This is a genomic window from Phormidium tenue FACHB-1052, assembly GCF_014696675.1.
Taxonomy (GTDB): Bacteria; Cyanobacteriota; Cyanobacteriia; order Phormidesmidales; family Phormidesmidaceae; genus Nodosilinea; species Nodosilinea tenuis_A.
Window position 1 is genome coordinate 744,694 of record NZ_JACJQN010000001.1, and the last position, 25,902, is coordinate 770,595.

Genomic DNA, 25,902 nt, shown 5'->3' on the forward strand with positions numbered 1-25,902 from the left:
GCCAGAGTGAAGTGTACCTCTTGACGGATGATGTCTCCAAACCCTGTCGTTACGTTATGGAAAGGAAAAATTAGAAAGCAGAGGAATAACCCATGAGCATTCAAGATAGGGCTGAAGCCACCGGCAAGAACATTCAAGGTAAGGCGCAGGAAGCAGCCGGTAAAGTTACCGGAAATACTTCCGACGAAGCGAAAGGCAAGTCTAAGCAGGGCGAAGCCAGCGTTCAGCATGCCAAAGAAGATGTCAAAGATCAAATCAAAAAAGTGATTGATTAGGATTGACTGACGGTTCTTCGTGAGCCGTAGATCAAAAAAGGAGAGCATCAAAATTGCTCTCCTTTTTTGATCGTTTTTTTGAAATTAAGTATTTTTAAACGGGGGCAGTGTGTGGGCTCATCCGCCATGGAGTGCACAAGCAAACGGCAAAACCAATATCCTGAGTTTCTATGTCTAAGGTTTCTATGTCTAAGGACTGTTTAGAAAAGGATAGTTGCAACTTTATCATCTTGTGAAAATTATCGTGTAAAAGATGTGGCTGTTGCTACACCCCCAGCAGGATAAGACGAGTTTTGACCTGTATTCCCACGCGATCGCCATGGACTCTGAACCCCCAAGTCTGCGTCTGCTGATCACGATGAATTTAGGCTTTTGGGGAGTGCAGATTGGCAATGGTCTGCAAACTGCCCACGCCAGTGCCGTTTTTGAGAGCCTGGGGGCCGAGGCCAGCCAGTTGCCCCTGCTGTGGCTGGGGGCACCGTTGATGGGGCTGCTGGCCCAGCCGATTGTTGGCGAACTCAGCGATCGCACCGTCAGCCGCTGGGGCAAGCGGCAGCCCTACTTTCTGGGCGGTGCGGTGATCGGAGCGGCGATGCTGGTGACGATGCCCATGGCCACCAGTCTGATGCAGGCGGTGGCGCTGTACTGGGTGCTACAGCTCGCCCTCAATGTCAGCGTTGCCCCCAGTCGCCCCTTTGTGGGGGATTTGCTGTCTCCGGCCCATCGCACCCTGGGCTACTCGCTCCAGGGGTTCTGCATTGGGCTGGGCACCATCTGCGCGGCGGGGTTGCCCTGGATGTTAGAGCATGTCTTTCGCCTAGAACCCGTCTCCCACGCCGGTATTCCCGACGTGATTCGCGGAGCCTACTGGGTGGGGGCAGCGTTTTGTTTAGTCGGTACCCTGGCCACTTTTTGGGCCGTGGAGGAACCGACCCACGAGGTGATGGCTCTCCCTCACGAACCAGCGGGCGATCGCCTACCGATGCTAGCGGCGATCGCTCAGGCGGTAACGGATCTGCCCCCGATGATGCGGCATCTGGCGGCGGTGCAAGCCCTGAGCTGGGCTGGCATCTACTGCATTTTTGTGTACCTGCCCAATGCGATCGCCCTCAACGTTTTGGCCACCCCCGACCGTTCCATAACCAGTTATGCCCACGGCGTGGAGTGGGCCGGTCTTTGTACAGCCTTTTATAACCTGGTCTGCCTTGGGGTTTCCTGGGCCATTCCCTCCCTGAGCCAGCGCTGGGGTCGGGTGACGGTGCATGCCTGTTTTCTGATGGCTGGCTGCGTGGGCCTGCTGTCACTGCTGCTGGTGCACAGCCGCTACCCGGTACTGCTCTCAATGGTGGGGCTGGGCATCGCCTGGGCCAGCATCTTGTCCATTCCCTACTCGCTGCTGATGGATGACCTGGCAGAGGGCCAGAGCGGCGTCTACATGGGGATTTTCAACGGCTTTATTACCCTGCCTCAGATCGCCATGTCCCTGGGGTTTGGCTGGGTCATGAAGGCTCTGCTGCAAGACAATCGCCTTTGGGCGCTGGCGCTGGGGGGCATCTTCCTGGGGCTGGCGGCTTTGCTCATGTTGCGCGTACCAGAACCCACTGGGGCTGATGAAAGCAAATCGGCAAGTGCCCTGGCTACAGCGCAAAAATAGCTACAACGGGAGACTTGACCTGCCCCCTTTGAGCGATGTGGCCAACCCTTTCAGAAAGTTACTTTGGTTTTATTCAAACGCTACTCAAAGAGGTGAATCCCATGGATACTCAAAATTCTGAAGAGCGCAAGCCCATCAGCCAGCCCCTCACCCCTGAGGAGGTTTCTCCCGAGCAGCGGGCGGAAATGAAAAGAGCCATGAAAGAAGATGACCTCGTGCTCAACCCCGGCGACTACGTCAAGGGCGAAAAGACACTCGAAGAAAAGTCTAAGCAGGTAGCGGTTGACACGGCTGACATTACGGGCGATCGCATCGTCGTCCCCACCTACTTCGTTGTCGATGACACTGATGGAGAACAAAAAGCTCTGCACCACATCAAGGATGCAGAGGAAATCTCCGACGTCATTCGCCAGGCCCGCATTGATGAAGACGGCAATCGCACCTGGAACTAGCCCCATCCCAGCTTTGCTCCACCATGAAATACCCTGCCCATAACCCCAACGCTTCTGTCCTGTCAGTCAGGGCTCAAGACAGCAGCTTGCCTGCTTTTCTGACTCGGGTTTCGCTGTCTATTCTGGCGCTGCCCTTGGGTGGATACGTCCTCGGTAGCCTTGCTGACAGGCAGCTACAAGGGGAAATTTCCTGGGCGATCGCCGTGGCCCTGCTGGGCTTAACCGCTGGGCTAATCCACCTCTGGATGTGGATGAAACGCCCGGCCCCTGAACAGACTCTCAAATAGTCGAGGTTTGTGGGCATGAGTTCCGCCTTCCCTAGAAAGCGGGGTCGGGGCAAATGCTACTCTATAAGCTGGTTTAGCAGACTGCTAAACCAGCTAGCTGCCGTATTTACTCTCAGAAGTTCCTGGCCAAAGCTATGTTCACGCCAGCCTGAGGTATACCCCACACCCATCTCTGGTGTGGTCGCTAGCTTACTCGACTGTATCGCTACTGCGCCCCTATGTTAGAACCTTCGCTGCTGCGCGCCCTAGTCTGGACAGACTATCGACTAGCGGTTTTATTCACCGTATTTTTGCCCCTGGTGCTGCTGATTTGGGCCTTTGTGCAAAAAAACGAATCCATTCAGCACCTGCTCACCATCTACTGGAAGGTGGCCAGCCTGCTAATGATCACCGTCTATCTGATGATCGGCGGCTTTAATATCAGCTTTTTATCAGGGCTGATGGCGCGCATCCTGATTCCGGTGGGGCTGTGGTTTTGGGTAGACCTCAACGAAGAGATTCGCGAACAGCCCGACTCGCTGCTCAAGCTGCTGTTTAGCGCCTGGCGCTGGGCCATCACCCTCTACAACATCATTGGCGGGGCGATTGTACTCGGCTTTTTGCCCTGCGCCTTCTCCAACGCCCGCTTTGGCGCGGCTGACTGCCAAACCTGGCTAGAGCCACCGCTGCTCTACAAAGAATATTTCCACGCGGGCTATACCAACGGATTTTTAGGCTTCTTTGGCATTTTGGGCCTGGTGGTTTATATGGCTTGCCTAGCCTGGTTTGTGTTTGTGCGCCTGGGCAAACAGGGTCGCCAGGCAATCAATTAATTTGCCATGACTCCCGGTTTTCGACTAGAACAATACACTCTACGGATACCCCAAGTGGTGCTGCTGGTGCAGGCGATCAGCGATGGAGAAGTCGACGAGGTACTAATTTTTCGCGGCTTCTCTAGCTCACTGATGCACCCTACGGCAGCCGACCCTGAGGTGCCCGTACTGCCTGGAACCGCTGATATTAAGGCCATTGATATCATGGCTGGCCCCTACAATCCCGCTGCGCCTCAATACCTGCACCGGGGCCTTTCCTGGACTGACATGCTGCCTTTGTTAGAATCTGCTGGGGTTTAGGGGTTGTTTTGGGGAAAGCAATGGGTGCGGGGTTTATAGGGTGAAGACTCTGCTAAACCTGGCTCCCATCCTTAGACCCTGTACCTTGCACCCTATACCCTCTACTCCTCTGTCTTCTCTTCCCGCAGATGCTTGGGTTGCCACCCTTCGTGATTTTTTTGGGGGGCGCGGGAAACGACGAGGCAGTTGTCGGGGGCATCTTTGCGTACCACTGACCCGGCGGCGATGGTGACGTCGCTACCGATGGTGATGGGGGCAACGAGCACACTGTTGCTGCCGGTTTTGGTGCGATCGCCAATCACAGTCGGGTGCTTTTTATAGCCGTCGTAATTCGCCGTAATCGTCCCCGCTCCCACATTCACCTTATTGCCCAGGGTAGCGTCGCCGAGGTAAGACAGGTGAGCCACGTTGGTGCCCGCCCCCAGGGCCGATTTCTTAATTTCCACAAAGTTGCCGATGCGGCAGTTGTCGCCCACTACCGCATCGCCTCGCAGGTGGGCATAGGGACCAACTCGCGTACCATTGCCCACGGTGCTGTTACTCACCACCGAAAAGGCTACGGTGGCATCGGCCCCAATTTGACTGTTTTCAATCAGGCTACCGGGGCCAATGCGGCTGCCGGTGCCTACCGTGGTTTTGCCCCGCAGATGGGTCTGGGGTTCGATCACCACATCAGGTTCAAGCTGGACGGTGGTGTCAATGGTGGTGCTGTCGGGGTCAATCAGGGTCACCCCCGCCGCCATCCAGTAGTCTTTGATGCGGTCTTGCAGAATAGCGTAGGCTTCGGCGAGCTGCTTGCGGCTGTTAATGCCAAAAATCTCCTGGCAGTCTTCTACATCTACCGCCATGGCCGGGGTCAGGTCTTTGACCACGTCAGTGAGGTAATACTCCTGCTGGTCGTTGTCGGCGCTGAGGTGGGGCAGCACCGTCATCAGCTTGGCCCAGTTAAAGCAGTAGATCCCGGCGTTGATACGCGGATTTTGGCGCTGGGCAGGGCTACAGTCGCGGTGCTCAACAATTTCGGTAATCAAATTTTGCTCGGTGCAAAACACTCGCCCATAACCCGTGGGGTCGGTGAACTGGGCCGTGAGCAGGGTGGCGGCGTTGCCCTTGCCTTGATGGGTTTTGACCAGGGTTTGAATGGTTTCGGGTCGCAGCAGCGGCACATCGCCGTTGAGCACCAGCAAATCGCCATCAAACCCCTCCAGATGAGGAATCACCTGCTGCACAGCGTGGCCAGTGCCGAGCTGTTCGGTCTGCTCCACAAAGGTGAGACCGGGGATGTGGGCTAGGGCCGCTTTCACCTGATCTTGGCCAAAGCCGACAACGATGATGGTGTGGCTGGGGTTGAGGTCGGCTAGCCCATCCAGCACGCGCTCGACCATTGATTTGCCGCCTACCGAGTGCAGCACCTTGGGCAGGCTCGATTTCATGCGGGTGCCGCGCCCGGCGGCAAGAATGGCGACAGCGACCATGGGTGATTGTCCTTAGTGGGGATGGCTCGAAGGAGTATATCGCGGTTTGGGGAGGGGTGGGGAGTAGGGGAGTAAGGGGGTGGGGGGTGAGGAAGATGGGGGAGGTGAGGGAGTGGGGAGTTAGGGGGTGGTGGATGGGGTGGTGGGGGGGAGAGAGGGGTTGAGGCTGCGGAAGTAGCGGCTGCCGACGAGGGCTAGGAAGCTGAGGTAGGCCACGATTTGGAGTAGATATAGGTGATCGCGGTAGCCGAGTAGGGTTTTGAAGACAATGCCAGGGAATTGGCGATCGCTCAGAATGCTGCTGCCATCCCACACTAGCGGGCCGAGGATGCAGGAGCTTTGGGCGAAGCAGAGGTCGGCGGCGGGGTTGATTTGGCTGATGGCGGCTAGGGCCGCATCGAGATTCTTAAAGACTGACACTACCAGGCCGCCGACGATCAGGAGTAGCAATATCCCCATCACCTGGAAGAAGCGCTTGAGGTTGATGCGCAGACCCCAGCGAAATAGCGCTAGGCCAATGAGCACGGCACCGAGCAGTCCTCCCACAGCCCCCGCGACGGCAGACACACTGGTTTCGACGTTGGTGAAAATAAACAGCACTGTTTCAAACCCTTCGCGCAGCACGGCGATGCAGACCAGGCTAAAGACGCTCCAGCCTGCGGTTTGGGCATCATCAAGGGCCGATCGCACCGTGCCTTCAATTTCGCCCTTCAGACTGCGAGCCTGGCGGGTCATCCACAGCAGCATCCAGCTCAGCATGATGATGGCGATCGCCCCAAACAGCACATTCAACAGCGGCTTGATCACCGTTTGCAGACTGGGCAGCACCTGCTGAATCTGCTGAAGCCCCAGCCCCAGCGCGATGCCGAGCATGACGCTGCCAGCTAGCCCGGCGGCGATGCCAGCATAGGCCCAGGAGTTGAGGCTTTGGCGGTTGGCCTTAGCTAGGCAGGCCAGCACAATGCCGACGACCAGGGCCGCTTCTACCCCTTCGCGCAGAGTGATAAAAAACGTGGGCAGGGCAGCGGTGAAATCCATGCTTAGGGCCATGCTGGAGTGTTATGGGGCTATTGGTATTGTGTCAAACAACCTCATCCTTTGCCGTGAATCTGGGCTAGGTCAGCGGCATGGGGGGTGGCATTTGTGGTTGGAAATGCGTTGGCCCTAGCCATCAACCACAATCCAGGCTCCCCCCCGGCGACCGTCGCCTATTCCTGAGAGAGTGCCGTCGGGGTCAACCGCTACGGCATGAACGCCGCCAAAAAACATGCTGGGAGCCTGCCACCAGGTGCAAACGTCATCGCCGGTAATGCCCTGGGCCGCGATCGCCGCCTGTTCATAACCTGGCTCCAAATGCAGTGCCCCCCGTTCCCAGTGGAGCCGGGGCGCGCTGACGGCGGCTTCAATATCCATGTCAAAGTCGAGCACGTTCGACACCACCTGCAAAATCGCGGTGCGAATCCGGTTAGACCCACCCGACCCCAATACCAGGCAGGGCTTGCCGTCCTTCAGTACTACCGTGGGGGCCATCATCGACGACATCCGCTGGTTCGTCGGCCATTGGTGAAAGCCCTGGGGGTTGAGGTCTTCTTCCCCCAGCATGTTGTTCATCATGATGCCGGTGCCTGGGATGACGTAGGCCGAGCCTTCACCGTTGGAGGTGGTGAGACTGGCGGCGTTGCCCTCGCCATCGACCACGCTGATGTGGGTGGTGCTGCCCCACTTGCTGCCCCCCCGGCTGAGAACGGCCTGAAACTGTTCCAGGTAGGGGGCAAGATGAGCCACACCTAAGAATTCCTGGGCAATCTCGCTACGGTAAAGGTGATCGTCGTAGCCCTTTTGGCGAGCCAGGTTGGTGAGACTCATCACCTCCCGCAGCATGGCTACGTGGCGAGGACTACCATGGGCAGTGAGAGCAGGGGAAGCCTGGGCCAATAGGTGCAGGGCAAAGGCAATCAGTGTGCCGCCGGAACTGGGGGGCGGGTTGGTAAGCAAGGTGGCGCTGCCGTAGGGCACCGCTAGCGGTTCGCGCTCGACGACTTGGTAGGTTTGCAAATCCTCTAGGGTGAGGTAGCCGCCGTGGGCCTGGCAGTCTTGGGCGATCGCATGGGCCAAATCTCCCCGATAAAACAGGTCGGCTCCCTGACGCGCCAGGTCGTCTAAAAACGCGGCAAAGTCGGGTAGATAAAAGCGATCGCCCGCCGTCAGCAACGTGCCACCCGGTGCATAGATTGCCCTGGCCTCGGCAGTTGCTGTGAGAATGGGAGCCAAAATCTGAAAGCAACCAGCCCGAAACGGCTCTACCTGAGTACCCTGGGTGGCCCAATGTTGGGCAGGAGCTACGATCTGCTTAAGCGGCAGTCGTCCCAGCCTTTGGTGGACATGGAGTAACCCGGCGATCGCCCCTGGCACCGCCATTGACCCTAAGCCAATGTGAAACTCCTGCACGGTGTCGCCAAAGTTGGCGTGGATGGGGTAAAAATCGGGCGATCGCCCAATCGCTTTCGAGCGGGGCGTCTGGCAAAAAAAGTCGAATAGTCGGTTTTCGCCCGCCGCTGTATGGGCCAGCAAAAAGCCGCCCCCCGCCAGGGAGGTCAACGACGATTCCACTACGCAGGCGGTGAAAGCGGCGGCGATCGCGGCGTCAAAGGCATTGCCGCCCTGACGCAGCATCTCGGCACCGGCTTCGGCGGTAAGGGCGTGGCCTGCTGCGATCGCGCCCCGATTGACTTTAGGGATACTCATAGCTGAGTAGTATATCCCTAGCTCCAGTCTTCGCGGCCTCGACCTAGCCCTTTGTAGACCTCGCCCTGCTGGTGGATGGCGCGGGTTTTTTCAAACAGTTCGGCCTCGGTGAGCTGCCAGCGAGTGAGAGCCTTTTTGAGGTCGGTCTGAATGTCACGGGCACCGGGAAAGCCTTCATAACGAGTGATCAGCCGGGCCAGTTCGACCAGGTTGTAGTCGTTGGCTTCGCCCGCCAAAAGCTGGTTCACGACCTGGCGATCGGTCTTGTACTGAGGATGCTGCTGGTCTTTAGTGATATCAGCCATGGGGCAGTACCTGATTTGATCGGCTTTGTAACAACGCTATGCACCTGAAACACCTATCTAGGACGACTAACTCGCAGCAGCTTATCTTGAAGAGTCACCTCATGGCAGACAGCCTCATTAATTTGATGAACTAGTCCGAGGAAGTCTCGATTTTCAGAGCAAACAATGATTTCATCATGGTTAGAATTCGCTGGTGTAGCTTGCTGAAGTCACGGCGATTTTGCGTTAAGACAGTAAGCTGATTGGCGATCGCAAAGGCCAGAACATCGGGATCATCCGCTCCTGCTTGCCCGGCTTCTTGAACGGTCGTGACATGATGGCCAAATCTGCGCAGTGCTTCTACAACAGGACGAGGAAACTGCTCATCAGCGTATAGCTTGGCCATGACTAACGTTCAGGGGCACCGTCCGCAGCATTTTCCTGTTCTTGAAGGGCGATCGCGATTTCCTCAGGGTGAGCATCGGCGTAGGCCCAAACATTGACTAAATCTGCTGCCGTCAGGTGGGGATAAGCCTCCAGCAGTTCTGCATCCGTAGCGCCCTGCCGCCGCAGGCTAACAAACAGCCAAACGGGTAAGCGAGTCTTGGCAATGCAGGCATCACCACCCATTACCTCGGGAATTTTGGTAATGCCTAAAGAAGGCCGACTCAGGGTTTCAGTCAAAATCTGCAAGGCGTCGCCCCTCTCTGCGGCGGTGAGGGTTTGAAACTGAGTCTTCAACGATTGAGAAGTCATAGGTGCGATCAATGGCTAAGGGCTCCAGCTTCGGTCATAGGGGCAGATAGCTCAGGGACAGCGGCCTCAATTAAGCCACCACCGAGCACCCGATCGCCGTCATACCACACCGCCGCTTGGCCGGGGGTAACGCCAAACTGAGGCTCGTCAAACACAATCCGTACTCGGTCGCCTGTGCCGTTTCCAGACGCTAAGGGAACTAGCGTCGCCCCCACCGCCTCACTGCGATAGCGAATTTGCACAGAGACCTTCATGGGTTCCTGGGGGGCGGCGATCGCCACCCAGTTCACCCGCTGCACGGTGCAGTCGGGCAGGTGGGCATCGCTGCGATCGGCCACGATTACATGGTTTTTGCCCATGTCAAAGCCCACCACGTAGAGCGGGTTAGCGGCAGCAATGCCCAGGCCTTTGCGCTGACCAATGGTGTAGTGGTGAATGCCGGTGTGCTGACCGAGAATGCGGCCTTCGGTATCGACAATGTCGCCGGGTTTGGGGGCCAGGTACTTATCCAAAAAGGTCTGCATCGAGCCGTGGTGCTCGATCAGGCAAAGGTCTTGGCTGTCAGGTTTCTCGGCGGTGTGCAGGCCCAGCGCGGCAGCCACACGGCGGGTTTCGGTCTTAGTTTGGTGGCCGAGGGGAAAGTCACAGGCGGCCAGCAAATCCTGGGTAAGGTCGTAGAGAAAGTAGGACTGATCTTTGGCCGGGTCAACGGCGCGGCGTAGCTCATAGCGACCCGTCTCAGCATTTTGAGTGATGCGAGCGTAGTGACCAGTGGCAATGCGATCGCACCCCAGCTCCTCCCGCGCATACTGCAACATCGGCCCAAACTTGACCGCTCGGTTGCACTGCGAGCAGGGCAGCGGCGTAATGCCGCTGCCGTAGCCGTCTACTAAATAGTTAATGATTTCGCGCTCAAATACCTCGCGGCTATCGACCACGTGGTACTCAATGCCCAGGTCTTCGCAGAGTTTGGCCGCATCGACCATGCCCTCAGAGCAGCACTGACCCTTGCCCTTCATTAGCCACAGGGTGAGGCCCACCACGTCATATCCCTGCTGGTGCAGGGTCGCCGCCGCTACAGAGCTATCTACGCCGCCGGAGAGCCCGACTACAATCCTTTCCATGGCCAAAATGCTGCGCCTAAACCGCTGATGAGAGTTTACGGGTGGAAATTTCACCTTACAAGGCAAAATTTCAATCTAGCTTTCCATTCTAGCTCACGGCCTTTGGCCCTACGGAAGGTTTGGCATAGCTGCGGCTACACCGTCAGCGGCACAGTTTCAATCAGCGGGCAAATATCCCCCGGCTGCGGGCGGGGCTGCGACTCGGCCCAGCGATCGCGATACTCCTCTAAATCGGCCTTAAACGCTGTCATTTGCTGAATTTGGTCTTCTAACTGCTGAATTTTGTCTTGCAGCAGCGATCGCACAAACCCACAGGGCACATCTCCCCGTTGATGCACGTTGAGCACATCCCCCACATCCTCCAGGGAAAATCCCAACGCCTGAGCTTTCTTAATAAACTGCACTTGGTGTACGGCCTCTGGTGAATAGTAGCGGTAGCCGTTGTCGCCCCGTTGCGAGCTGAGCAAACCCAGGCTTTCGTAGTAGCGCAGTGCCCCCACCGCAACGCCAGTTTGCTTAGCCACATCGCCAATTTTGAGACCCGTTGCCACAGCCATAGTCAACCTCCAACCTAGACATTCCCATCCTAAACCCTATAGCTCACTACAGAGTCTAGCCCCCACACCTCACCGCCCGCGGTCGCCGCTACACTGGTCAACAAGACCTATGTTGATAGTTTTACCTGGAGATTATGACTCGGACTGCACGATCTAAGCGTCGCCGCACCTCTTCTAGCGCACTGTCGCTGATACTTGGCCCAGTGGGCATTACCGCGCTCATGGTCGCCCTAATTGGCGGGCTGTGGTACCGCAACCGCCCTCAGTCGGTAGCCTTTGAGCCCAACACCACCGTTGGCGAAGCAGCAATGGCGGCGATCCAGACCTTCCCCGACCAGGGGCAGGCTCACGTTAATCCTGGTCAGGCAGTTAATTACGACAGCGACTTCCCCACCTCTGGCCCCCACGACCCCAATCCTGTTTTGCCGGGGGTTTACGCCCAAGAGCAGCGGTTAGAAGAACTGGTGCACTCCATCGAGCACGGCAACATTGTGATCTATGTTGACCAGCCTGGGCAGGCCGCCATGGACACGCTCACGGCCTGGGCCAGCGAATTTCCAGGTCTTTGGGATGGGTTGGTGGTAGTGCCCAAAGCCGGACTAGGCAAAGAAGTCGTGCTCACCGCCTGGACAAAAAAGCTAATTTTGCCCGAATTTGAGCCAGAAGCCGCCGCCACCTTCATCGACGCCTATCGCGGACGCGGCCCCGAGAACCCAGTGCGGTAGCTAAGGAATGAGTCAATCGGGAAAAATTTCGCACCGAGAAAATTCCCCTTTGAGCCGTCGTTTCCGTAGGGGCAAACGACCGTTTGCCCCTACGGAGAAGCTCGTCCCAATCCATGCCCTTAAGTTTCATGCTGCGGCCAGCGTTGGTGGATGGCTCTGGGCACCCTAGGTTCAGCAGTCTGTAAGGTTGGCCAATGCTGACATCATCGCCCCATCAATTGTTTATGGTTAGCGGCAAGGGCGGCGTGGGCAAAACCACTCTTTCCTGCGGGTTTGCGCGGCAGCTAGGCCAACAGCACCCCAACGAAACGGTGTTGCTGCTCTCTACCGACCCGGCCCATTCCCTCGGGGATGTGTTGCAGCTTCCTGTCGACAATACGCCCCACCCCCTGCCCGACTTGGCGAATGTGCAGGTGCGCGCCCTGGATGCGCTGCTGCTGCTAGAGCAGTTTCGGGCTGACTATGGCACCGTACTAGAACTGCTGGTTGAGCGGGGTAGTTTCGTTGAGGGCGATGACCTCAGCCCCGTGTGGGATATGGGCTGGCCCGGCCTTGACGAGCTGATGGCGCTGCTGGAGATTCAGCGAATTTTGCGCGATCGCGAAGCCGATCGCGTCGTCGTCGATATGGCCCCCAGCGGCCACACCCTCAGCCTGTTTGCCCTGATGGATTTTCTCGATACCTTGCTAGAGGCGCTGGGGCAGTTTCAGCAAAAGCACCGCACCCTGACCGAAACCCTGGCGGGTCGCTACACCCCCGATCATGCCGACCAGTTTATTACTGACATGCGCCACGACCTAGAGCAGGGTCGGGCGCTGATTCAAGACCGCGATCGCGCTGCCTGCTGGGTGATCGGCATTCCCGAGCCGATGAGCTGGGCTGAGAGCGATCGTTTCATCACGGCTTTGGGACGGTTAGGCGTTCCCCTCGGGGGTCTAGTGATTAACCGCGTGCTGCAAGAATCGGGCCAAGTTTTAGAAAGCCACCGCCGGGTGCTGGCCGAGTTTGAGGCGATCGCCCAGGGCCAGCCAGTGCTGTGGTTGCCAGCCCAAACCCAGGAACCCTTAGGCGGAGTCGCCCTCGATGCCCTCATGCCCCAGCTCATGCCCCTGACCTCAGCGCAGACGCTAGCCGATCCTGCCGCAGCGCTCTCCCCCCTACTCCAATGGCCGCAGCCAATTTCCCCCGGCGTGGAAGACCTAATCACCGCAGGGCGACGGCTGATTGTGGTGGGTGGCAAGGGGGGCGTGGGCAAAACCACCATATCGGCAGCCCTGAGCTGGGGGCTGGCAGAGCGCCATCCCGAGGCCAACCTGCGGGTCATGTCCATCGACCCAGCCCACTCCCTGGGCGACGCCTTTGGCCAGCCCCTCAGCCACGAACCCACCCTGCTGCGGCCTAATCTCCAAGCCCAGGAGGTCAGCGCCGACATGGTGCTCGACCAGTTTCGCACCGACTACCTGTGGGAGCTGGCCGACATGATGGCGGGCGATGGTGATATTGCCAGCGGCATTCAAATGGCCTATGGCCCCGCCGCCTGGCGGCAGATCGTCGCCCAAGCCCTGCCTGGTATTGACGAAATGCTCTCGCTGATTACCGTCATGGATCTGCTGGAGCGCAATGAGCAGCAGCTGATTGTGCTCGACACCGCCCCCACCGGTCATCTGCTGCGGTTTCTAGAGATGCCCACCGCCCTGGGCGACTGGCTGGGGTGGATCTTTAAGCTCTGGATTAAATACAAAGATGTGGTGGGTCGGGTGGAGTTTATGGGTCGCCTGCGCACCCTGCGCCAGCGCGTGCTGGCCGCCCAAGACAAGCTCAAAGACCCGCAGCACACCGAGTTTATTGGCGTGGTGCAAAACCAGGCGGCGATTTTGGCCGAGGCCAGTCGGCTAACTCACACTTTGGGCGATCGCGGCATTGCCCAGCGCTATATCGTCCACAACCGCTACCAGGTTGGCAGCGATTTACCGGCTGAGCTGTTTCCCCACCAGTGTGTGGTGCGACTGCCCGCGCTGGTGCCCTGCCCTAGCGCTCTTGACCAGGTAAAGCAGGCCGCCCATCTGCTGCTCGCTCCAAAGTCGCCCCAGGCTTAGGACAGCCAAATTTAGCTCAGTATTTCTAGGGCTGCACCTGTCAGTTTTGAGGTTCAGCAGGGCATACTAAAGCCAGTTCTGGGCTAGATTGGGCGGGGCGGTAGCAGGGTATTTGAAACCCACACTGAGCTGTCGCTATATTCTTCGGCCCCAGCACAGACTTTCCGGAAACCTGAACTATACTTAATGGCACCGCCTACCATGGCCTTCGACACCGCGAGAGGAATCAACTGTGGCAAATCATAGGATTTTGGTCATCGATGATAGCCGGGTGATTCGCATGCGGGTGCGCGACATGCTTCCCCAGGGCAATTTTGAAGTCATTGAAGCCCAAGATGGTGTAGAAGGCATGGATGCCATTCGCAGCCAGCGCCCCAACTTGATCATGCTCGACTTCCTGCTGCCCCGCATGAGCGGCTGGGAAGTCTTCCAAGAAATTCAGGCAAACCCAGACCTCCAGAACATTCCCCTGGTGCTGATGTCGGGCCGCAAAGAAGAAGTTACCGAAAAAATCACCGAGCCCTTCGAGTACTTCGAGTTTATTCAAAAACCCTTTGAGCAAAAAGAACTAATCGAAGCTATCAAAGCGTCGATGGTCAAGGCCCGCAAGCCGCGTCGTACCCCGATGACAGCCCCCGCCTCAGCAGGGACTGCGGCGTCATCCGGTGGTGGCGATGTGAGTGCCGCCGAATTCCAGGCTCTCCAGGCCCAGGTGGCCCAGCTTCAAGGCGAGGTGGCCCAGCTCAAAGGCCAGCTAGGCAAAATGCTGGCCTATATCAAGCAAAAGCTGAAGTAGAGCAATTGGGGGCGGCGGCGATACAACAGGCATTGTGTTGCCGCCACCCACCAGAACGGGTACTGCATCCTAAGCTCAGCCAGCTTTTAAGCTCATACGACTACTAGCGGGGTTCAATAGCCCCGCTTTTTGCGGTTTTGTGGACGCCATCACCGTTGTGGTTGTGGTGTTCTGTAACGTTAGGCAGCTCCGTAAACGCCTGCTGGGGTACCCCGATGGCAATGCCCGCCTTGTCAAAGGCGATGCGCAAGCGGCGGCGAAACTCACGTGCCACCAAAAACTGTTTGAGGGGTCGGGTGCGAATCCAAATCAAAAGGGTGAGGCCTGCGTGGGTCATGCTCTCAACCCCCAGCATTTCAACCGGGTTGAGAATGGCGTAGCGCCACTCGGGGTCACTGGCCATGATCTGGGCGGTCTCGTGTAGGACCCATAGGGCCTCATCGACGTTGGTACCGTAGGCCACATCAATGAGGATATTGGCCCGTGACCAGCTGCGACTGAGGTTTTCGACCTGGGCAATCAGGCTGTTGGGCAGGGTGACCAGTCGACCGTCCTCACCGCGAATTTGAGTAATCCGCAGATTGAGATTTTCGACAATGCCGGTGGTGGTGCCGGTGGTCACCAGGTCACCGATGGCGTATTGGTCTTCTAGCAAAATCAAAAAGCCATTGACCAAGTCTTTAACCAAATTCTGGGCCGCAAAGGAAATGGCCAGGGCAGAAATCGCCCCAAAGGCCAGCAGCGACGCTGGAGCAATTCTTAGGGTTTGGAGCACTAGCAGGGTGGCTAGGGCGTAGATGACAGCCGTCTTCAGTCCTTTAAGCGCACCGATGATGGTCGAAATGCGCATCGATTTGCGCTGAATGTCGTCCAAATCGCCCAGCTCATTTTTGCTCCAGGCCTGAGCTACTCGCTCAATGGCCAGGTTAGCCAGTCGGTTGAGCAAGCCGGTAAAAAACCAGGTCAGCAGCAGCAGTACCGGAATGGAAAACAGCCCAAAGGCATAGCTGCGGGTTTGCGGGAAAATGTAGAGCCCGCTGGCGATGCCCGTAATCCACACGAAGGCAATGCCCCAAAACATCAGCCAGCGCAAAAAGGCTACGACCTGAAGCCGCTGGGCCAGGGTGAGCTGGTAGCTAAACACCTGCAAGAGCTGCTGCTCGGGGACATCGGCTCCGGGGGAAATGGGGAGATTGTTTTGGGCCGTTTGTTTTTGCTCTAGCTCACTTTTGCGCCTGCCCAGCACTCGCCAAATGCCGGTTAGCACAAGGGTGAGCAGCAGGCTGGCTAGCAAAATCCAGACAGTGCGGCGAATTTGCCGCTGGCGAGCTTCGGGCAGGCGGCTGTCGACGGCCTGCCGCAGCGAGTCGCGCAGCACGGCCTGCCAGCGGTCAGCCAGATCGAGTTGTGACGCCCCGTTGTACTGAGCATCGGTGTCGGTGATGGTGAGCAGTACTCTCGGCTCAATCAGGCCCGATTCGATCGCAAATAGTACCGGTTGGCCGCTAATGGTTTCAATGCTGACATTGAGGGATGAGCTATCGACGGCGTTGTCGTCATAGATCCGCTCCAGGGTGCGATTGACCACCTGGTTGAGGTTGGTCTCGATCTGCCGCGCGCGCACCTCGACGGGCACCTCTGTGCCTGATTCATTGCGGTTAAACACCGCCGGGGAGGCGATATCGAAAAGGGAGGTGCCATCGAGGGTGATCGGCGTGGTCTCAAGCAGGCCAATGCGCTCTACCCCGGCTGGGGGGAGGGTGCTGTTGCCGCCGAAGGGGTTGGAGATTTGGGCCACGGCTGGAGACAGGCCCCAGCCTAGGGCGAGCAACAGTCCCAGCAGGGCTAGCAGCAGCTGCATCCACCGTTGGGGACGGCTAGACCTAGTCGTCGGTTTGGGTGTGGGTCTGGGCATAGAAAAACGCGATTCTCGTTTCGAGAGGCTTCGCCAGTGCAACAACAGGGCGGGGCAGGTTCACCCCTGGGTTGTTTTAGCATTCTGACAACCTCAGTTGCACAGCCTAGTCTACAAGTGTGTCAAACGTGAACCCCGTTCCACCGCAGCATTAGGATCCAGAACGTAGAAAACCACGCTCTGGAAATGCCCCAAACCAACGGCATGCCACCATTTCGATGCGCTGCAAAAAACGATGGGCTGAAGAGCCGCAACGGCAAGTTCGTTAACTCCGTTCCCTAGGTGACCCTAGAAAAACCAGCCGTAGCTGTGTAGCCCTTTGCCGAGAATATTCACTCCCAGATAGCACACCCACACCACCACAAACCCTGTGGCCGCGAGAATTGCTGGACGACGCCCCTGCCAGCCCTTGGTGATGCGGGCGTGGAGGTAGGCGGCAAACACCAGCCAGGTAATGAGCGCCCAAGTTTCTTTTGGATCCCAGCTCCAGTAGGAACCCCAGGCTTCGTTGGCCCACACCGCCCCGGCAATGATGCCAATGGTGAGCAGCGGAAAGCCCAGGCCAATCATGCGGTAGCTGATGTTGTCGAGGGTGTCGGCCAGGGTTAGCCGCTGGGGTGAGAGGGTGGCGGCAGCAGGTTTTTCGAGCACCGCCGCGCCCCCGGCAGACATTGTCATCACAGACGAGGCTTCAGCGGCGTCATCCTCAGCCCGGCGCAGCTTGACGTTGCGAAAGCCGCCGGTGCCCACGGAGCTGCCTTTAAGCTCTACTGCCTGGCCCTGGGTGACGAGGAGGAATGCGATCGCCAGCAGTGCCCCCACCAGCAGCGCCGCGTAGCTCAGCAGCATGACGCTGACGTGCATCATCAGCCAGTTCGACTTGAGTGCGGGCACCAGCGGCTCTGACCCCTGCATGGTATCGGGCAGGGTCAGGGTGGCAAAGGCGGCGATCGCCATAGCAATAGGAGCAGTGACGGCCCCCACCAGAGCGCTGCGGCTCATGCGCTCGGCCACCAGGTGCATAGCGGTGATTCCCCAGGCTAGGGCAAACAGCGACTCATAGAGGTTACTCATGGGGAAGTAGCCCCCCTCAATCCACCGGGCACCGAGCAGGGCGGCAATGGTGAGGTTGCCCACGGCCATGGCGGCGGTGCCCAGCGATGGCAGCACGCTGGCCTTGGGAAACGCCACCCCGCACCAATAGAGCAGCATTGCCGCAAACAGCACCGCAAAGGATGCGTTGTCGAGCCAGCCCTGGAGCGCAATCAAATCCATGTTCGGTAGCCACGAGGAGTCTCTCCTATCGTACCGATTTTTTGGGCCGACTTTTGCGGGGTGACTTGTCGAGGCGGCGGTGAGAGTTATTGGGGAGTGGAGGGAGCGGTATCGGGAGCGGCCTCGGGGGTAGCTCCTGGAGTGGGAGTGGCTTGGGGCTCGGCTCCACCAGGGAGGGGGCCGGGGCGATCGCCCCGCTTGAGCGCCACCGCAATGTCGTAGCGCACCTGGCGATCGCTGAGCACCGTCGCCGTTACCCCGATCGCCTCGATCGCCTCAGAACTCAGCAACCCATCCTGGGGCAAGGGCGGCAGCAGCAGGTTGTTTTCGACCCCGGTGAGGGTTTCTAGATTGATAAAAAAGTGGCCGTTGTTGGGGCGCGGTGCGTTGCCAGTAGTGGTCTGGAAGAGGTCATTTTCACCCAGGCTGCGGTTGGGGGCTGGGGCCACCTGCTCGGCGATGCCCTGACCCAGGGTAAAAAAGGCAATGTCGCCGTCGAGCCAGCCGTGGGCCATCACCAGCGAGTCAAAGGGAGACGTCCAGCGGGTGACGGGCACGCCGCCCAGCTCCGTAGTCTCGATCGCAAAGCGGTAGCGGCTCTCCATCACGGCGTCGAGCTGCTCAAAGGTGGCGGTGGCGGCTTCGCGATCATTGGTTTTAACCATCAGCACCAGGGCCGGGTTTGGCAGCGGCGGGGCATTGTCACCATTGGCCAGTGGGGGAGGGTTGAGCACCCCCAGGGCAAATTCTCCGGCCATCCAGGGCAGCAGGTTTTCTTGCAGGCTTAGGCCAGTAGCGGTTTGCAGCCCCACAGATAAATCGCTAGCTCGCACCGGCAGCAGGGCCGAGAGTTGCTCGCCAGCCTCAAAATCTTCCCAAAACTGCTGAAAGTCGCCCCCTGACACTGCCACCAGAGTACCCGCAGGCAGTCGCTGGGGCATTTGGTCGGCCCGGTTGCCGGTGGCAAAGGTTTGAGGGCCGGGTTCGAGCCAGCTAATGCCCTGGAAACCAACGCCGCGATTTTGCAGCGCGATCGCCCCTACCAGCCCCCGTGGGGTCTGAAACGCCCGCAGCCGAGCCGGGGCAATGGGTGGGTCAGCCGCCGCTGCCACGGTTTGAGACAGGGCCGGTACATCTACATAAAAGCGGGCTAAAGGCCGAGTTTCGGTAAGTTGCTCAAAGGCTTTGCCCACCCCAGGACGAGTCACTAATGACTCGCCTCCTCGATAGGTGTCGATCGCTCGCTTCAGCAGGGGCAACTGCGGACTGAGCACCGCCGTTTCGGCGTCGAGCACGGCGGCGTAGAGGGGTGTGTCTGCCTCGCCATTGAGCTGCTGTAGGGCAATGCCTCGGTAAGGGGCATCTTCTACCGACTCAGCGGCTCCCAGGCGATCGCCCAGATCGTTTTGAGCGCGGTTGGCGTCGGCAATGGGGATGATGACGACCACGTTTGAGGCTAAGGCCAGCTCGGGAGCGGGCAGCGACGGGGGCAGATCGCTGGGGCCGGTCTCAACGGGCAACACCGCCAAGGTAATCTCGGGGCCAACCCAGGGCTGAATGTCGCGGGCAAAGTTAAGATCTTGGTCGGCCAGCAGGCGATCGCGCCACTGCACTAGCTGCTGGTCAAACTGGGCCTGGGTAGCCTCGGTGCCAAACTGCCGCAGCCGTCGCCACTGAGCTTCATCGCTGCTCAAGGCCACCACCGCTAGCGCATCAGCCGGAATGGCATTGGCCCCAGCGGGCAACGTTTTGGCGAACTGTCCATGTCGCGAGGTGGCCCAAAAGGTCAGCGCGCCGCCACCAATAAAGAGTAGAGCTGCGCCCACGGGCAACAGCAGCGGAGGCTTTTTCTGCAGCAGCTTAGAATGCAACACTATGGGAGCCTGGCCAATTTGTCCTGCCACTCTAGCAAAGAACTCCAACAACGAACCAAGGATTCTACTGCGCCCTAGCGGAAGCGAAAATCGTATCCGGCGTAGCGATCGCCCTCATAGAGCACCACCAGCCAGGTTTGGGGGTCAAACTCCAGAGGGTAGGCCTCGCGATCAGCGGGCAGCCCCGCCTCAGTTTTGCCCGGCGACAGCACGCAGTAGGGCATTTGAAGGAATTCCTGTACCGTAGCCTTAGGCGCTTGCAACTCGGTTTCTAGGAGCTTTTTTATTTGGTCGCGCGAGACTAGCGCCTTGGGCTGCTCTTGCCGAATGCAGGTAAAGGCCTCGGCCTCCTGCACCTTGGCCTGATCGAGGTTGGGCGAAACCAGCAGGGCGGCTAGAGCGAGCATTGAGCCCCCGGCCATGCCTCCGGCCATCAGCACCTGGCGAGGCCGAGGTCGATCTGGAAGGGCTCCAGAGGCAGCTCGTCGAGGTTGAGGGGCATAGGCATAGGAGCCAGGCTGAGTCCGCAATGGCTGCGGTGGCTTCGACTGGAGGTTCTCCGGGCGAGGATGCACCGGCTGGGGCTGGGGGGGCTGATAGTGGGCTGATACAGGGTAAGGAGGACGTTGAACCATGGCGTTGACCTTTACTGTCTACCGTTTTGGATCAGGGGAGCGCCCAACTTTAGCGGGCAACCAAAGTAGCACCTCTAGCCCTGAAACTTTGCTTGAAGCAAAGAACTAGCACAGGGATCCTTAAGCACAGGTGTTCTGCGCTAGGGGTGAGTGCCGCTGGGCTAGATAGTGATTCGCCGCCGAGGGAGCATAGCCCCAAAATGGAACCTGGGTGGCAGCGAAGAGAGTGAGAAATCAATAAACTCAAGTATAGTACTAAAATACTATTAGGCGCTCAGGTAGGCCGGTTTTTCGTTACGGTTAGAGAAGCCGTCTTGTTTCTCAGTAATTGCTCAACCGGGTTAACAGGTGCTACTGATGAGAGAGGGCGGGTTTTGATTCGTTGGCTGTAGGTCATGGGTTCCCGTTACCAGGTTTCTCTAGTTTTGTTAGGTTCCATCTGCTGAAGCAGTTCTAGCAGCGGTATAACTTGCCCTTGGAGTAACTCTAGGGGCGGCTTTTGGCGAGACTCAGCTCGCATGTAGTCTCCCTGATGTCTGAATCTTTGGCCATGATGAAGACGACCGCGATCGCCAGGTGGTGACAGGCCATAAAAGATGCCATACAGCATAAAGCCTTATCACGTAACGGCCTCATGCTGCATCCTGACTTAATTTGGCTATGGTGTAGACAGCATCCTTGATCGTTTCATGCTGCAAATTACCAACCGCACCGCCATTCCGCTTAGCGAAATTGAGTTAAGCGCCGTCCGTTCCCAGGGGGCGGGAGGTCAAAACGTCAACAAGGTGGCCACTGCCATTCACCTGCGGTTTGACATCAATGCATCTTCCCTATCGCCCCTCTATAAAGAACGTCTGCTCAACCTCAATGACAGCCGCATCACTAAAGAGGGAGTTGTCATTATCAAAGCCCAGCAGCATCGCACCCAAGAGCAAAACCGAGAAGATGCCCTCGATCGCCTCAAAGTTTTAGTCAAAAGCGTCACCATCACACCGAAAAAGCGCAAACCCACTAAACCCTCAAAAACTGCCAAGCGCAAACGCCTCGATAGCAAAGCGAAGCGTGGACAGATTAAATCTCTGCGGGGTAACGTGCGCGACTGAGATGCCTTTGTCGCGCCCTGAATAGCGGGCGAAAATCTTTCTGCGAACCCGTGCCCAGCCTGACAAACCCTGCTAATGTGAATGTCTGAATTCTGCCGCCAACGGGTGAAGACATCGCCAGTGCTAGCACCATTTGAACTACTGTGGGCTTTGATTGGGTTGGTTCTCACCATTGTGGCCACCTGGATGGAAGCCTTTACCCTCAATGCTCCCTGGACCTGGGGACAGTCTGGCATGGCACTGCTGTCGCTAGGGGTGAGCTTTCAGGTGGGGGCTGTGCTGCTGACCGGCTGCGTGGGGGGCAAAAACGCGGCGGCGCTGTCGCAGGTTGCTTACTTGGTGCTGGGGCTAGCGCTGTTTCGAGTGTTTGAGTTTCCAGTGTTTACTCAGGGGGGCGGCCTGAGCTACGTGCGCGAGCCGGGCTTTGGCTATCTGATTGGCTTTGTGCCCGCTGGGTGGGTGTGCGGCTACCTGGCCTTTCAAAACCCGCCCAAGCTAGAGACGCTAGCGCTGAGCGGCCTCAGCGGGTTGGGCATCATCCACGGGCTGGGCATTCTTTACCTGACTCTCGCCTCCCTGCTAGGCTGGTTGCAGACCGTATCGGCCTCCTACTGGGAGTTGCTGGTGGGATACTCTATTTTGCCGCTGCCGGGCCATCTGGTGGTAGTGTGTGCGGTGGCAGTGCTGTCGCTGGTGCTACGACAGCTGTTGTTTTACTAGGCCCATGAGAGTGCGCAATCGTTGGTTTTGGATCGCCGCTGGGGTTGGGCTAGCCCTCGATCAGCTGACTAAGTTTTGGGTGGCTCAAACCTTTGAACTCACCACCCCTCCCGACTCGCTGCCCATCTGGCCAGGGGTGTTTTACTTTACCTATGTCACCAACAGCGGGGCCGCTTTCAGTCTGTTTAGCAACAACGGCGAGTGGCTCAAGTGGCTGTCGCTGGCTGTCAGTCTGGGGCTTATTGCCTTAGGTTTAAAAGCACGATTGCCCAACCGCTGGGAGCAGGTGGGCTACGGGTTCATTCTCAGCGGGGCGTTAGGCAACGGCATCGATCGCCTTCTGTCGGGCGAAGTCATTGACTTCTTAGACTTTCGGCTGATTCGCTTCCCGATTTTTAACGTGGCTGATGTGTGCATTAACATCGGTATTGTCTGCCTGCTGGTGGCGGCGCTGAGGGAACCGCAGCCACCTAAGCGAGGAAATGAGGGAGGGAGAGAGTTTTAAATGCCTAGTTTTGAGTTTTGAGTTCTTTGGCTATTGAATTCAAAACTCAACATTCAACATTCAAAACTCCCCTAACCCATCACTCCCCTACTCCCCCGCCACCGGCACTGCTTTCACCTTCCAGATCTCGCGGGCATAGTCGGCGATCGTGCGATCGGCGGAGAATTTGCCGATGCGAGCGGTGTTGAGAATGGCCATGCGCACCCAGCGATCGCGGTCTTCATAGGTGCGGCTGACATGCTCTTGACACTGCACGTAGGCGGCAAAGTCGGCCATCACCATATAGGGATCATCGACCAGCAGCGAATCGAGAATGGGCAAGAACAGGTCAGGCTCGCCGGGCGAAAATAATCCTGAGGCGATCACATCCAGGGTGCGCTTCAGCTCGGGGTTGGTGTCGTAGTAGTACCAGGGGTTATGGCCCACGGCCTTACAGGCCGCAACCTGCTCCGTGGTCAAACCAAACAGGAAGAAGTTGTCGGCTCCCACCTCCTCGCGGATTTCTACGTTAGCGCCATCGAGGGTGCCAATGGTAAGGGCACCGTTGAGGGCAAACTTCATGTTGCCGGTGCCCGAGGCCTCCATGCCAGCAGTCGAGATCTGCTCTGACAGGTCAGAGGCCGGGAACAGCCGCTGGGCCTGGGAGACGTTGTAGTTGGGCAAAAACACCACCTTCAGCCGCCCATTGACGCTTGGGTCATTGTTGACCACATCGGCGACCGCGTTGATCAGCTTCACCACTAGCTTGGCCATGGCATAGCCGGGGGCCGCCTTGCCGCCAAAGATCACCGTGCGCGGCACGACGTGATCCCCAGGGTTTTGCACCATGCGGTTGTAGAGGGTGATCACGTGCAGCACGTTCATCAGCTGCCGCTTGTACTCGTGGATGCGCTTAATCTGCACATCAAACATGGAGTCGGGGTTGACCTCTATACCCACAGCGTCATGGATGTAGCGGGCCAAACTCCACTTGTTTTCTTGCTTGATGGCCTGCCAGGCGTGGCGGAAGGCCTCATCGTCCAGGTGGGCCTCTAGCTGCTTGAGATCGTCGAGGTTGGTAATCCAGCTATCGCCGATGGTTTCAGAGATTAGCTGGGCCAAGCGGGGGTTGCACTGCAACAGCCAGCGGCGGGGGGTGATGCCATTGGTCTTGTTGCTAAATTTGTCGGGCCACAGCTCATAGAAATCTTGCAGCACCTCCTGCTTGAGCAACTCGGTATGCAAGGCGGCGACGCCGTTGATGGCGTGGCTGCCGACGCAGGCCAGGTTGGCCATCCGCACCCGGCGCTCGCCGCCTTCTTCAATCAGAGAAAGGCGTTCGAGGCGATCGGGGTCGTTGGGGTAGCGCAGCTTAACCTGGGCCAAGAAGCGGTGGTTGATTTCGTAGATGATTTCGAGGTGGCGGGGCAGCAGCTTACCAAACAAATCCACCGACCACTTCTCTAGCGCCTCGGGCATGAGGGTGTGGTTGGTGTAGCCAAAGGTGCGCTGGGTGATTTGCCAAGCGGCAGCCCACTCGAAGCTGTATTCATCGATCAGCAGACGCATGAGCTCGGCGACGCCAATGGCCGGGTGGGTATCGTTGAGCTGAATGGCGGAAAACTCGGCCAAATTCCCTAGGTTGCTGTGGTCGCGCAGGTGCAGGCGAATGATGTCTTGCAGCGAGCAGGCGACGAAGAAATACTGTTGTTGCAGACGCAGCTCTTTGCCCTGGCGAGTTTCGTCGTTGGGGTAGAGCACCTTGGTGATGTTCTCGGAGATCATCTTGTTGGCTACCGCCCCAAAATAGTCGCCAGCGTTAAAGGCATCAAGGTCAAAGGCTTCTCCGGCCTCGGCCTTCCAAAGCCGCAGCAGGTTGACATTGTCGGTGCCATAGCCCGGCACTGGCACATCGTGGGGAATGCCAATCACGGTCTGGGCCTGAATCCACCGCACCTGGTAGTCGTCGTCACCGTCTTTCTTATAAACCTCGGTGTGGCCACCAAACTTGATCTCAACCCGGTAGTCGGGGCGGGCAATTTCCCAAGGGTTGCCGTAGCTGAGCCACTTGTCAGGCGCTTCGACCTGGTGACCTTGGCGAATGAGCTGGGTAAAGATGCCAAACTCGTAGCGAATGCCGTAGCCGATCGCAGGCAGGTTAAGCGTCGTGAGCGAGTCCATAAAGCAGGCGGCGAGGCGACCCAGCCCGCCGTTGCCTAGGCCCGGCTCGGCCTCACGCTCGAGCAGTTCGTCTAGATCTAGCCCGCAGTCAGCCAGGGCGTGGCGCATGGTGTCGTACATGCCCAGGTTGATCAGACCGTTGCCGAGCTGGCGGCCCATGAGAAATTCTGCCGACAGATAGTACACGTTTTTGGCCTTCGCTTCGGCGTAGGTCTTGGCTGTGCGAATGCGTTTTTTCAGCAGCTGATTGCGTACGCTGTGGGCCAGTGCTGTGTAGTAGTCGTGGGCATTAGCAAACTGTTCGTCTTTGCCTTGTACCCAGTGCAAGTTGTTGACCAACGCCTGCTGAATTTGGCTCACCTGCGTTTCAGCATCGAGCGCAACACCTGCCGAGCCTAACGACAGTGGCACCTCTGTCTCTGTGTTTGATTCGGGCAGACGAATAGATTGCTTAGCCATAAGAACCCTTAATACTGTAGTAATCACACAAGAATTCGCTGGCAGCCCGTAGGCTCGAAGCAGATACCGCAATGGTCCTAGATTGCCTGTAGAGGCGATCGCATTACCCAAGACAAATACCCAGGGCAATTCACCATTCACGTTGACAACTTGGTCTCAATGACTTGAGACGTTTACACCAACAAACTCAAACATGGATTGGCTCACTCACCAGTGCTGGGGCAATAAATTGACCCCTTAGCTTGACGGGAGTGAACTCATTTTAACTGGCCGCGAATAAAACTCTGTTGCCTAACCAACTCTGAAAAGCGGTAGGCGAAAGAAAAAAGCCCGCCGCGCGCCATAAAAGATTCCTAAACTGGCAGCACAACTCTCGATAAAACATGCTGGCGATCGCCCTAACACCGCTAACTACAGCGATCGCAGAGTCCTTAAAAGAATGTTAAGGGCAATATTATGAGTAGGTGATTTAGAAGTATTAAGTTAAATGTATTAGTGCGTCAGAGAGCCTATTTTGCCGACACAAAATTTTGAATCCCTCTCCCTGCGGTCGTTTCGCGTGTAAAGAAAATGTTATGAAGGATTCTAAATATTGCTAGAAGCCACTTCACATTGCTTAACGCCATGCCTCTATTGCCCCTAAAGAGCGCCGTCGCTGATGCGTAGCAGGCTTGTGATTATCTTAATCAATTTATCGATAAAGTGAATTTTAGATTAAACGGTCTAGCGGCTAGTGTCAGCGTTTTTAGATAATAAATACTGATTCATTTAAGATCCGGTTCGCTTGAACCCTGCGGCCAGAGGCATGACTTTACGGAAGCAACACAAACAGTTATTTCAAAGCAGGGGAAAGGAGCATTTCTTCGCTTTTCTAATCAAGACAAGCTTAAGGACACACTGATCTTAGGGTTTGGGTTT

General features: G+C 57.6%; 25 protein-coding genes. 12 read left to right on the forward strand and 13 right to left on the reverse strand.

All coding sequences use genetic code 11. From position 1 onward, the window contains the following. Positions 1–92 precede the first annotated feature (92 nt). The 6 genes from H6G07_RS03430 to H6G07_RS03455 all read left to right on the forward strand — a co-directional run bounded on the left by H6G07_RS03430 (position 93) and on the right by H6G07_RS03455 (position 3,780). The gene (locus H6G07_RS03430; protein WP_073606420.1) at positions 93–275 is read left to right on the forward strand and encodes a CsbD family protein; all 183 of its coding nucleotides are present in this window, start codon (positions 93–95) and stop codon (positions 273–275) included. 253 nt (positions 276–528) lie between these two features. Further along, the gene (locus H6G07_RS03435) at positions 529–1,929 is read left to right on the forward strand and encodes an MFS transporter (protein ID WP_084172811.1); all 1,401 of its coding nucleotides are present in this window, start codon (positions 529–531) and stop codon (positions 1,927–1,929) included. Between the two features lie 101 nt (positions 1,930–2,030). Continuing rightward, on the forward strand, positions 2,031–2,381 hold the full coding sequence (locus H6G07_RS03440; RefSeq protein ID WP_073607003.1) for a hypothetical protein: 351 nt from the start codon (positions 2,031–2,033) through the stop codon (positions 2,379–2,381). A gap of 23 nt (positions 2,382–2,404) precedes the next feature. Continuing rightward, the gene (locus tag H6G07_RS03445) at positions 2,405–2,668 is read left to right on the forward strand and encodes an AtpZ/AtpI family protein (protein WP_073606419.1); all 264 of its coding nucleotides are present in this window, start codon (positions 2,405–2,407) and stop codon (positions 2,666–2,668) included. A 218-nt stretch (positions 2,669–2,886) separates the two neighbouring features. After that, a complete protein-coding gene (locus H6G07_RS03450) occupies positions 2,887–3,480 on the forward strand; it encodes a DUF3177 family protein (protein ID WP_073606418.1) in 594 nt (197 codons plus the stop codon). A gap of 6 nt (positions 3,481–3,486) precedes the next feature. After that, positions 3,487–3,780 (forward strand): DUF7734 family protein, encoded by a 294-nt coding sequence (locus H6G07_RS03455; RefSeq protein ID WP_073606417.1) that lies wholly within the window; start codon positions 3,487–3,489, stop codon positions 3,778–3,780. A gap of 101 nt (positions 3,781–3,881) precedes the next feature. Here H6G07_RS03455 and glmU read toward each other — a convergent pair whose 3' ends face one another. The 8 genes from glmU to H6G07_RS03495 form a co-directional block, all read right to left on the reverse strand. Next, positions 3,882–5,255 (reverse strand): bifunctional UDP-N-acetylglucosamine diphosphorylase/glucosamine-1-phosphate N-acetyltransferase GlmU, encoded by a 1,374-nt coding sequence (glmU, locus tag H6G07_RS03460; protein ID WP_073606416.1) that lies wholly within the window; start codon positions 5,253–5,255, stop codon positions 3,882–3,884. A gap of 120 nt (positions 5,256–5,375) precedes the next feature. Further along, entirely contained in the window at positions 5,376–6,305 is a 930-nt protein-coding gene (locus tag H6G07_RS03465) for an FTR1 family iron permease (protein ID WP_242026588.1), read from the reverse strand. 114 nt (positions 6,306–6,419) lie between these two features. Beyond that, entirely contained in the window at positions 6,420–8,000 is a 1,581-nt protein-coding gene (gene ggt, locus H6G07_RS03470) for a gamma-glutamyltransferase (RefSeq protein ID WP_073606414.1), read from the reverse strand. Between the two features lie 17 nt (positions 8,001–8,017). Beyond that, positions 8,018–8,305 carry a DUF3288 family protein gene (locus H6G07_RS03475; RefSeq protein ID WP_073606413.1) on the reverse strand — a complete coding sequence of 96 codons (288 nt, stop codon included), beginning with the start codon at positions 8,303–8,305 and terminating at the stop codon, positions 8,018–8,020. 130 nt (positions 8,306–8,435) lie between these two features. Beyond that, on the reverse strand, positions 8,436–8,690 hold the full coding sequence (locus H6G07_RS03480) for a DUF5615 family PIN-like protein (protein WP_338420671.1): 255 nt from the start codon (positions 8,688–8,690) through the stop codon (positions 8,436–8,438). 2 nt (positions 8,691–8,692) lie between these two features. Continuing rightward, entirely contained in the window at positions 8,693–9,040 is a 348-nt protein-coding gene (locus tag H6G07_RS03485) for a DUF433 domain-containing protein (protein ID WP_073606412.1), read from the reverse strand. An 8-nt stretch (positions 9,041–9,048) separates the two neighbouring features. Beyond that, positions 9,049–10,164 carry a tRNA 2-thiouridine(34) synthase MnmA gene (mnmA, locus tag H6G07_RS03490; RefSeq protein ID WP_073606411.1) on the reverse strand — a complete coding sequence of 372 codons (1,116 nt, stop codon included), beginning with the start codon at positions 10,162–10,164 and terminating at the stop codon, positions 9,049–9,051. A 134-nt stretch (positions 10,165–10,298) separates the two neighbouring features. Further along, entirely contained in the window at positions 10,299–10,721 is a 423-nt protein-coding gene (locus H6G07_RS03495) for a heavy metal-responsive transcriptional regulator (RefSeq protein WP_073606410.1), read from the reverse strand. 134 nt (positions 10,722–10,855) lie between these two features. On the opposite strand from H6G07_RS03495, the gene H6G07_RS03500 reads away from it, so the two are divergent. The 3 genes from H6G07_RS03500 (at position 10,856) to H6G07_RS03510 (ending at position 14,338) form a co-directional block, all read left to right on the forward strand. Beyond that, positions 10,856–11,446, forward strand: a complete 591-nt coding sequence (locus H6G07_RS03500; RefSeq protein WP_073606409.1) for a thioredoxin-like domain-containing protein — start codon at positions 10,856–10,858, stop codon at positions 11,444–11,446. A 194-nt stretch (positions 11,447–11,640) separates the two neighbouring features. Further along, entirely contained in the window at positions 11,641–13,542 is a 1,902-nt protein-coding gene (locus H6G07_RS03505) for an ArsA family ATPase (protein ID WP_073606408.1), read from the forward strand. 232 nt (positions 13,543–13,774) lie between these two features. After that, positions 13,775–14,338 (forward strand): response regulator, encoded by a 564-nt coding sequence (locus tag H6G07_RS03510; protein ID WP_073606407.1) that lies wholly within the window; start codon positions 13,775–13,777, stop codon positions 14,336–14,338. A 103-nt stretch (positions 14,339–14,441) separates the two neighbouring features. On the opposite strand, the gene H6G07_RS03515 is transcribed toward H6G07_RS03510, so the two are convergent. The 4 genes from H6G07_RS03515 to H6G07_RS03530 form a co-directional block, all read right to left on the reverse strand. After that, entirely contained in the window at positions 14,442–16,253 is a 1,812-nt protein-coding gene (locus H6G07_RS03515; RefSeq protein WP_084172809.1) for a mechanosensitive ion channel family protein, read from the reverse strand. A 288-nt stretch (positions 16,254–16,541) separates the two neighbouring features. Beyond that, positions 16,542–17,528, reverse strand: coding sequence for a c-type cytochrome biogenesis protein CcsB (gene ccsB / locus H6G07_RS03520; protein ID WP_073606405.1), 987 nt, complete (start codon positions 17,526–17,528; stop codon positions 16,542–16,544). An 86-nt stretch (positions 17,529–17,614) separates the two neighbouring features. Then, positions 17,615–19,402, reverse strand: coding sequence for a DUF3352 domain-containing protein (locus H6G07_RS03525; RefSeq protein WP_190740678.1), 1,788 nt, complete (start codon positions 19,400–19,402; stop codon positions 17,615–17,617). 74 nt (positions 19,403–19,476) lie between these two features. Beyond that, positions 19,477–20,037: a hypothetical protein gene (locus H6G07_RS03530; RefSeq protein WP_084172807.1), complete on the reverse strand. Its 561-nt coding sequence runs from the start codon at positions 20,035–20,037 to the stop codon at positions 19,477–19,479. Positions 20,038–20,726: 689 nt separating this feature from the next. Between H6G07_RS03530 and arfB the strand changes: the two genes are divergently transcribed. The 3 genes from arfB (at position 20,727) to lspA (ending at position 22,365) form a co-directional block, all read left to right on the forward strand. Further along, a complete protein-coding gene (gene arfB, locus H6G07_RS03535) occupies positions 20,727–21,140 on the forward strand; it encodes an alternative ribosome rescue aminoacyl-tRNA hydrolase ArfB (protein ID WP_073606403.1) in 414 nt (137 codons plus the stop codon). Positions 21,141–21,260: 120 nt separating this feature from the next. Continuing rightward, positions 21,261–21,860: a biotin transporter BioY gene (locus H6G07_RS03540; RefSeq protein ID WP_171972926.1), complete on the forward strand. Its 600-nt coding sequence runs from the start codon at positions 21,261–21,263 to the stop codon at positions 21,858–21,860. 4 nt (positions 21,861–21,864) lie between these two features. Further along, positions 21,865–22,365, forward strand: a complete 501-nt coding sequence (gene lspA / locus H6G07_RS03545) for a signal peptidase II (protein WP_073606401.1) — start codon at positions 21,865–21,867, stop codon at positions 22,363–22,365. 87 nt (positions 22,366–22,452) lie between these two features. On the opposite strand, the gene H6G07_RS03550 is transcribed toward lspA, so the two are convergent. Then, on the reverse strand, positions 22,453–24,984 hold the full coding sequence (locus H6G07_RS03550; RefSeq protein ID WP_073606400.1) for a glycogen/starch/alpha-glucan phosphorylase: 2,532 nt from the start codon (positions 24,982–24,984) through the stop codon (positions 22,453–22,455). Positions 24,985–25,902 lie beyond the last annotated feature (918 nt).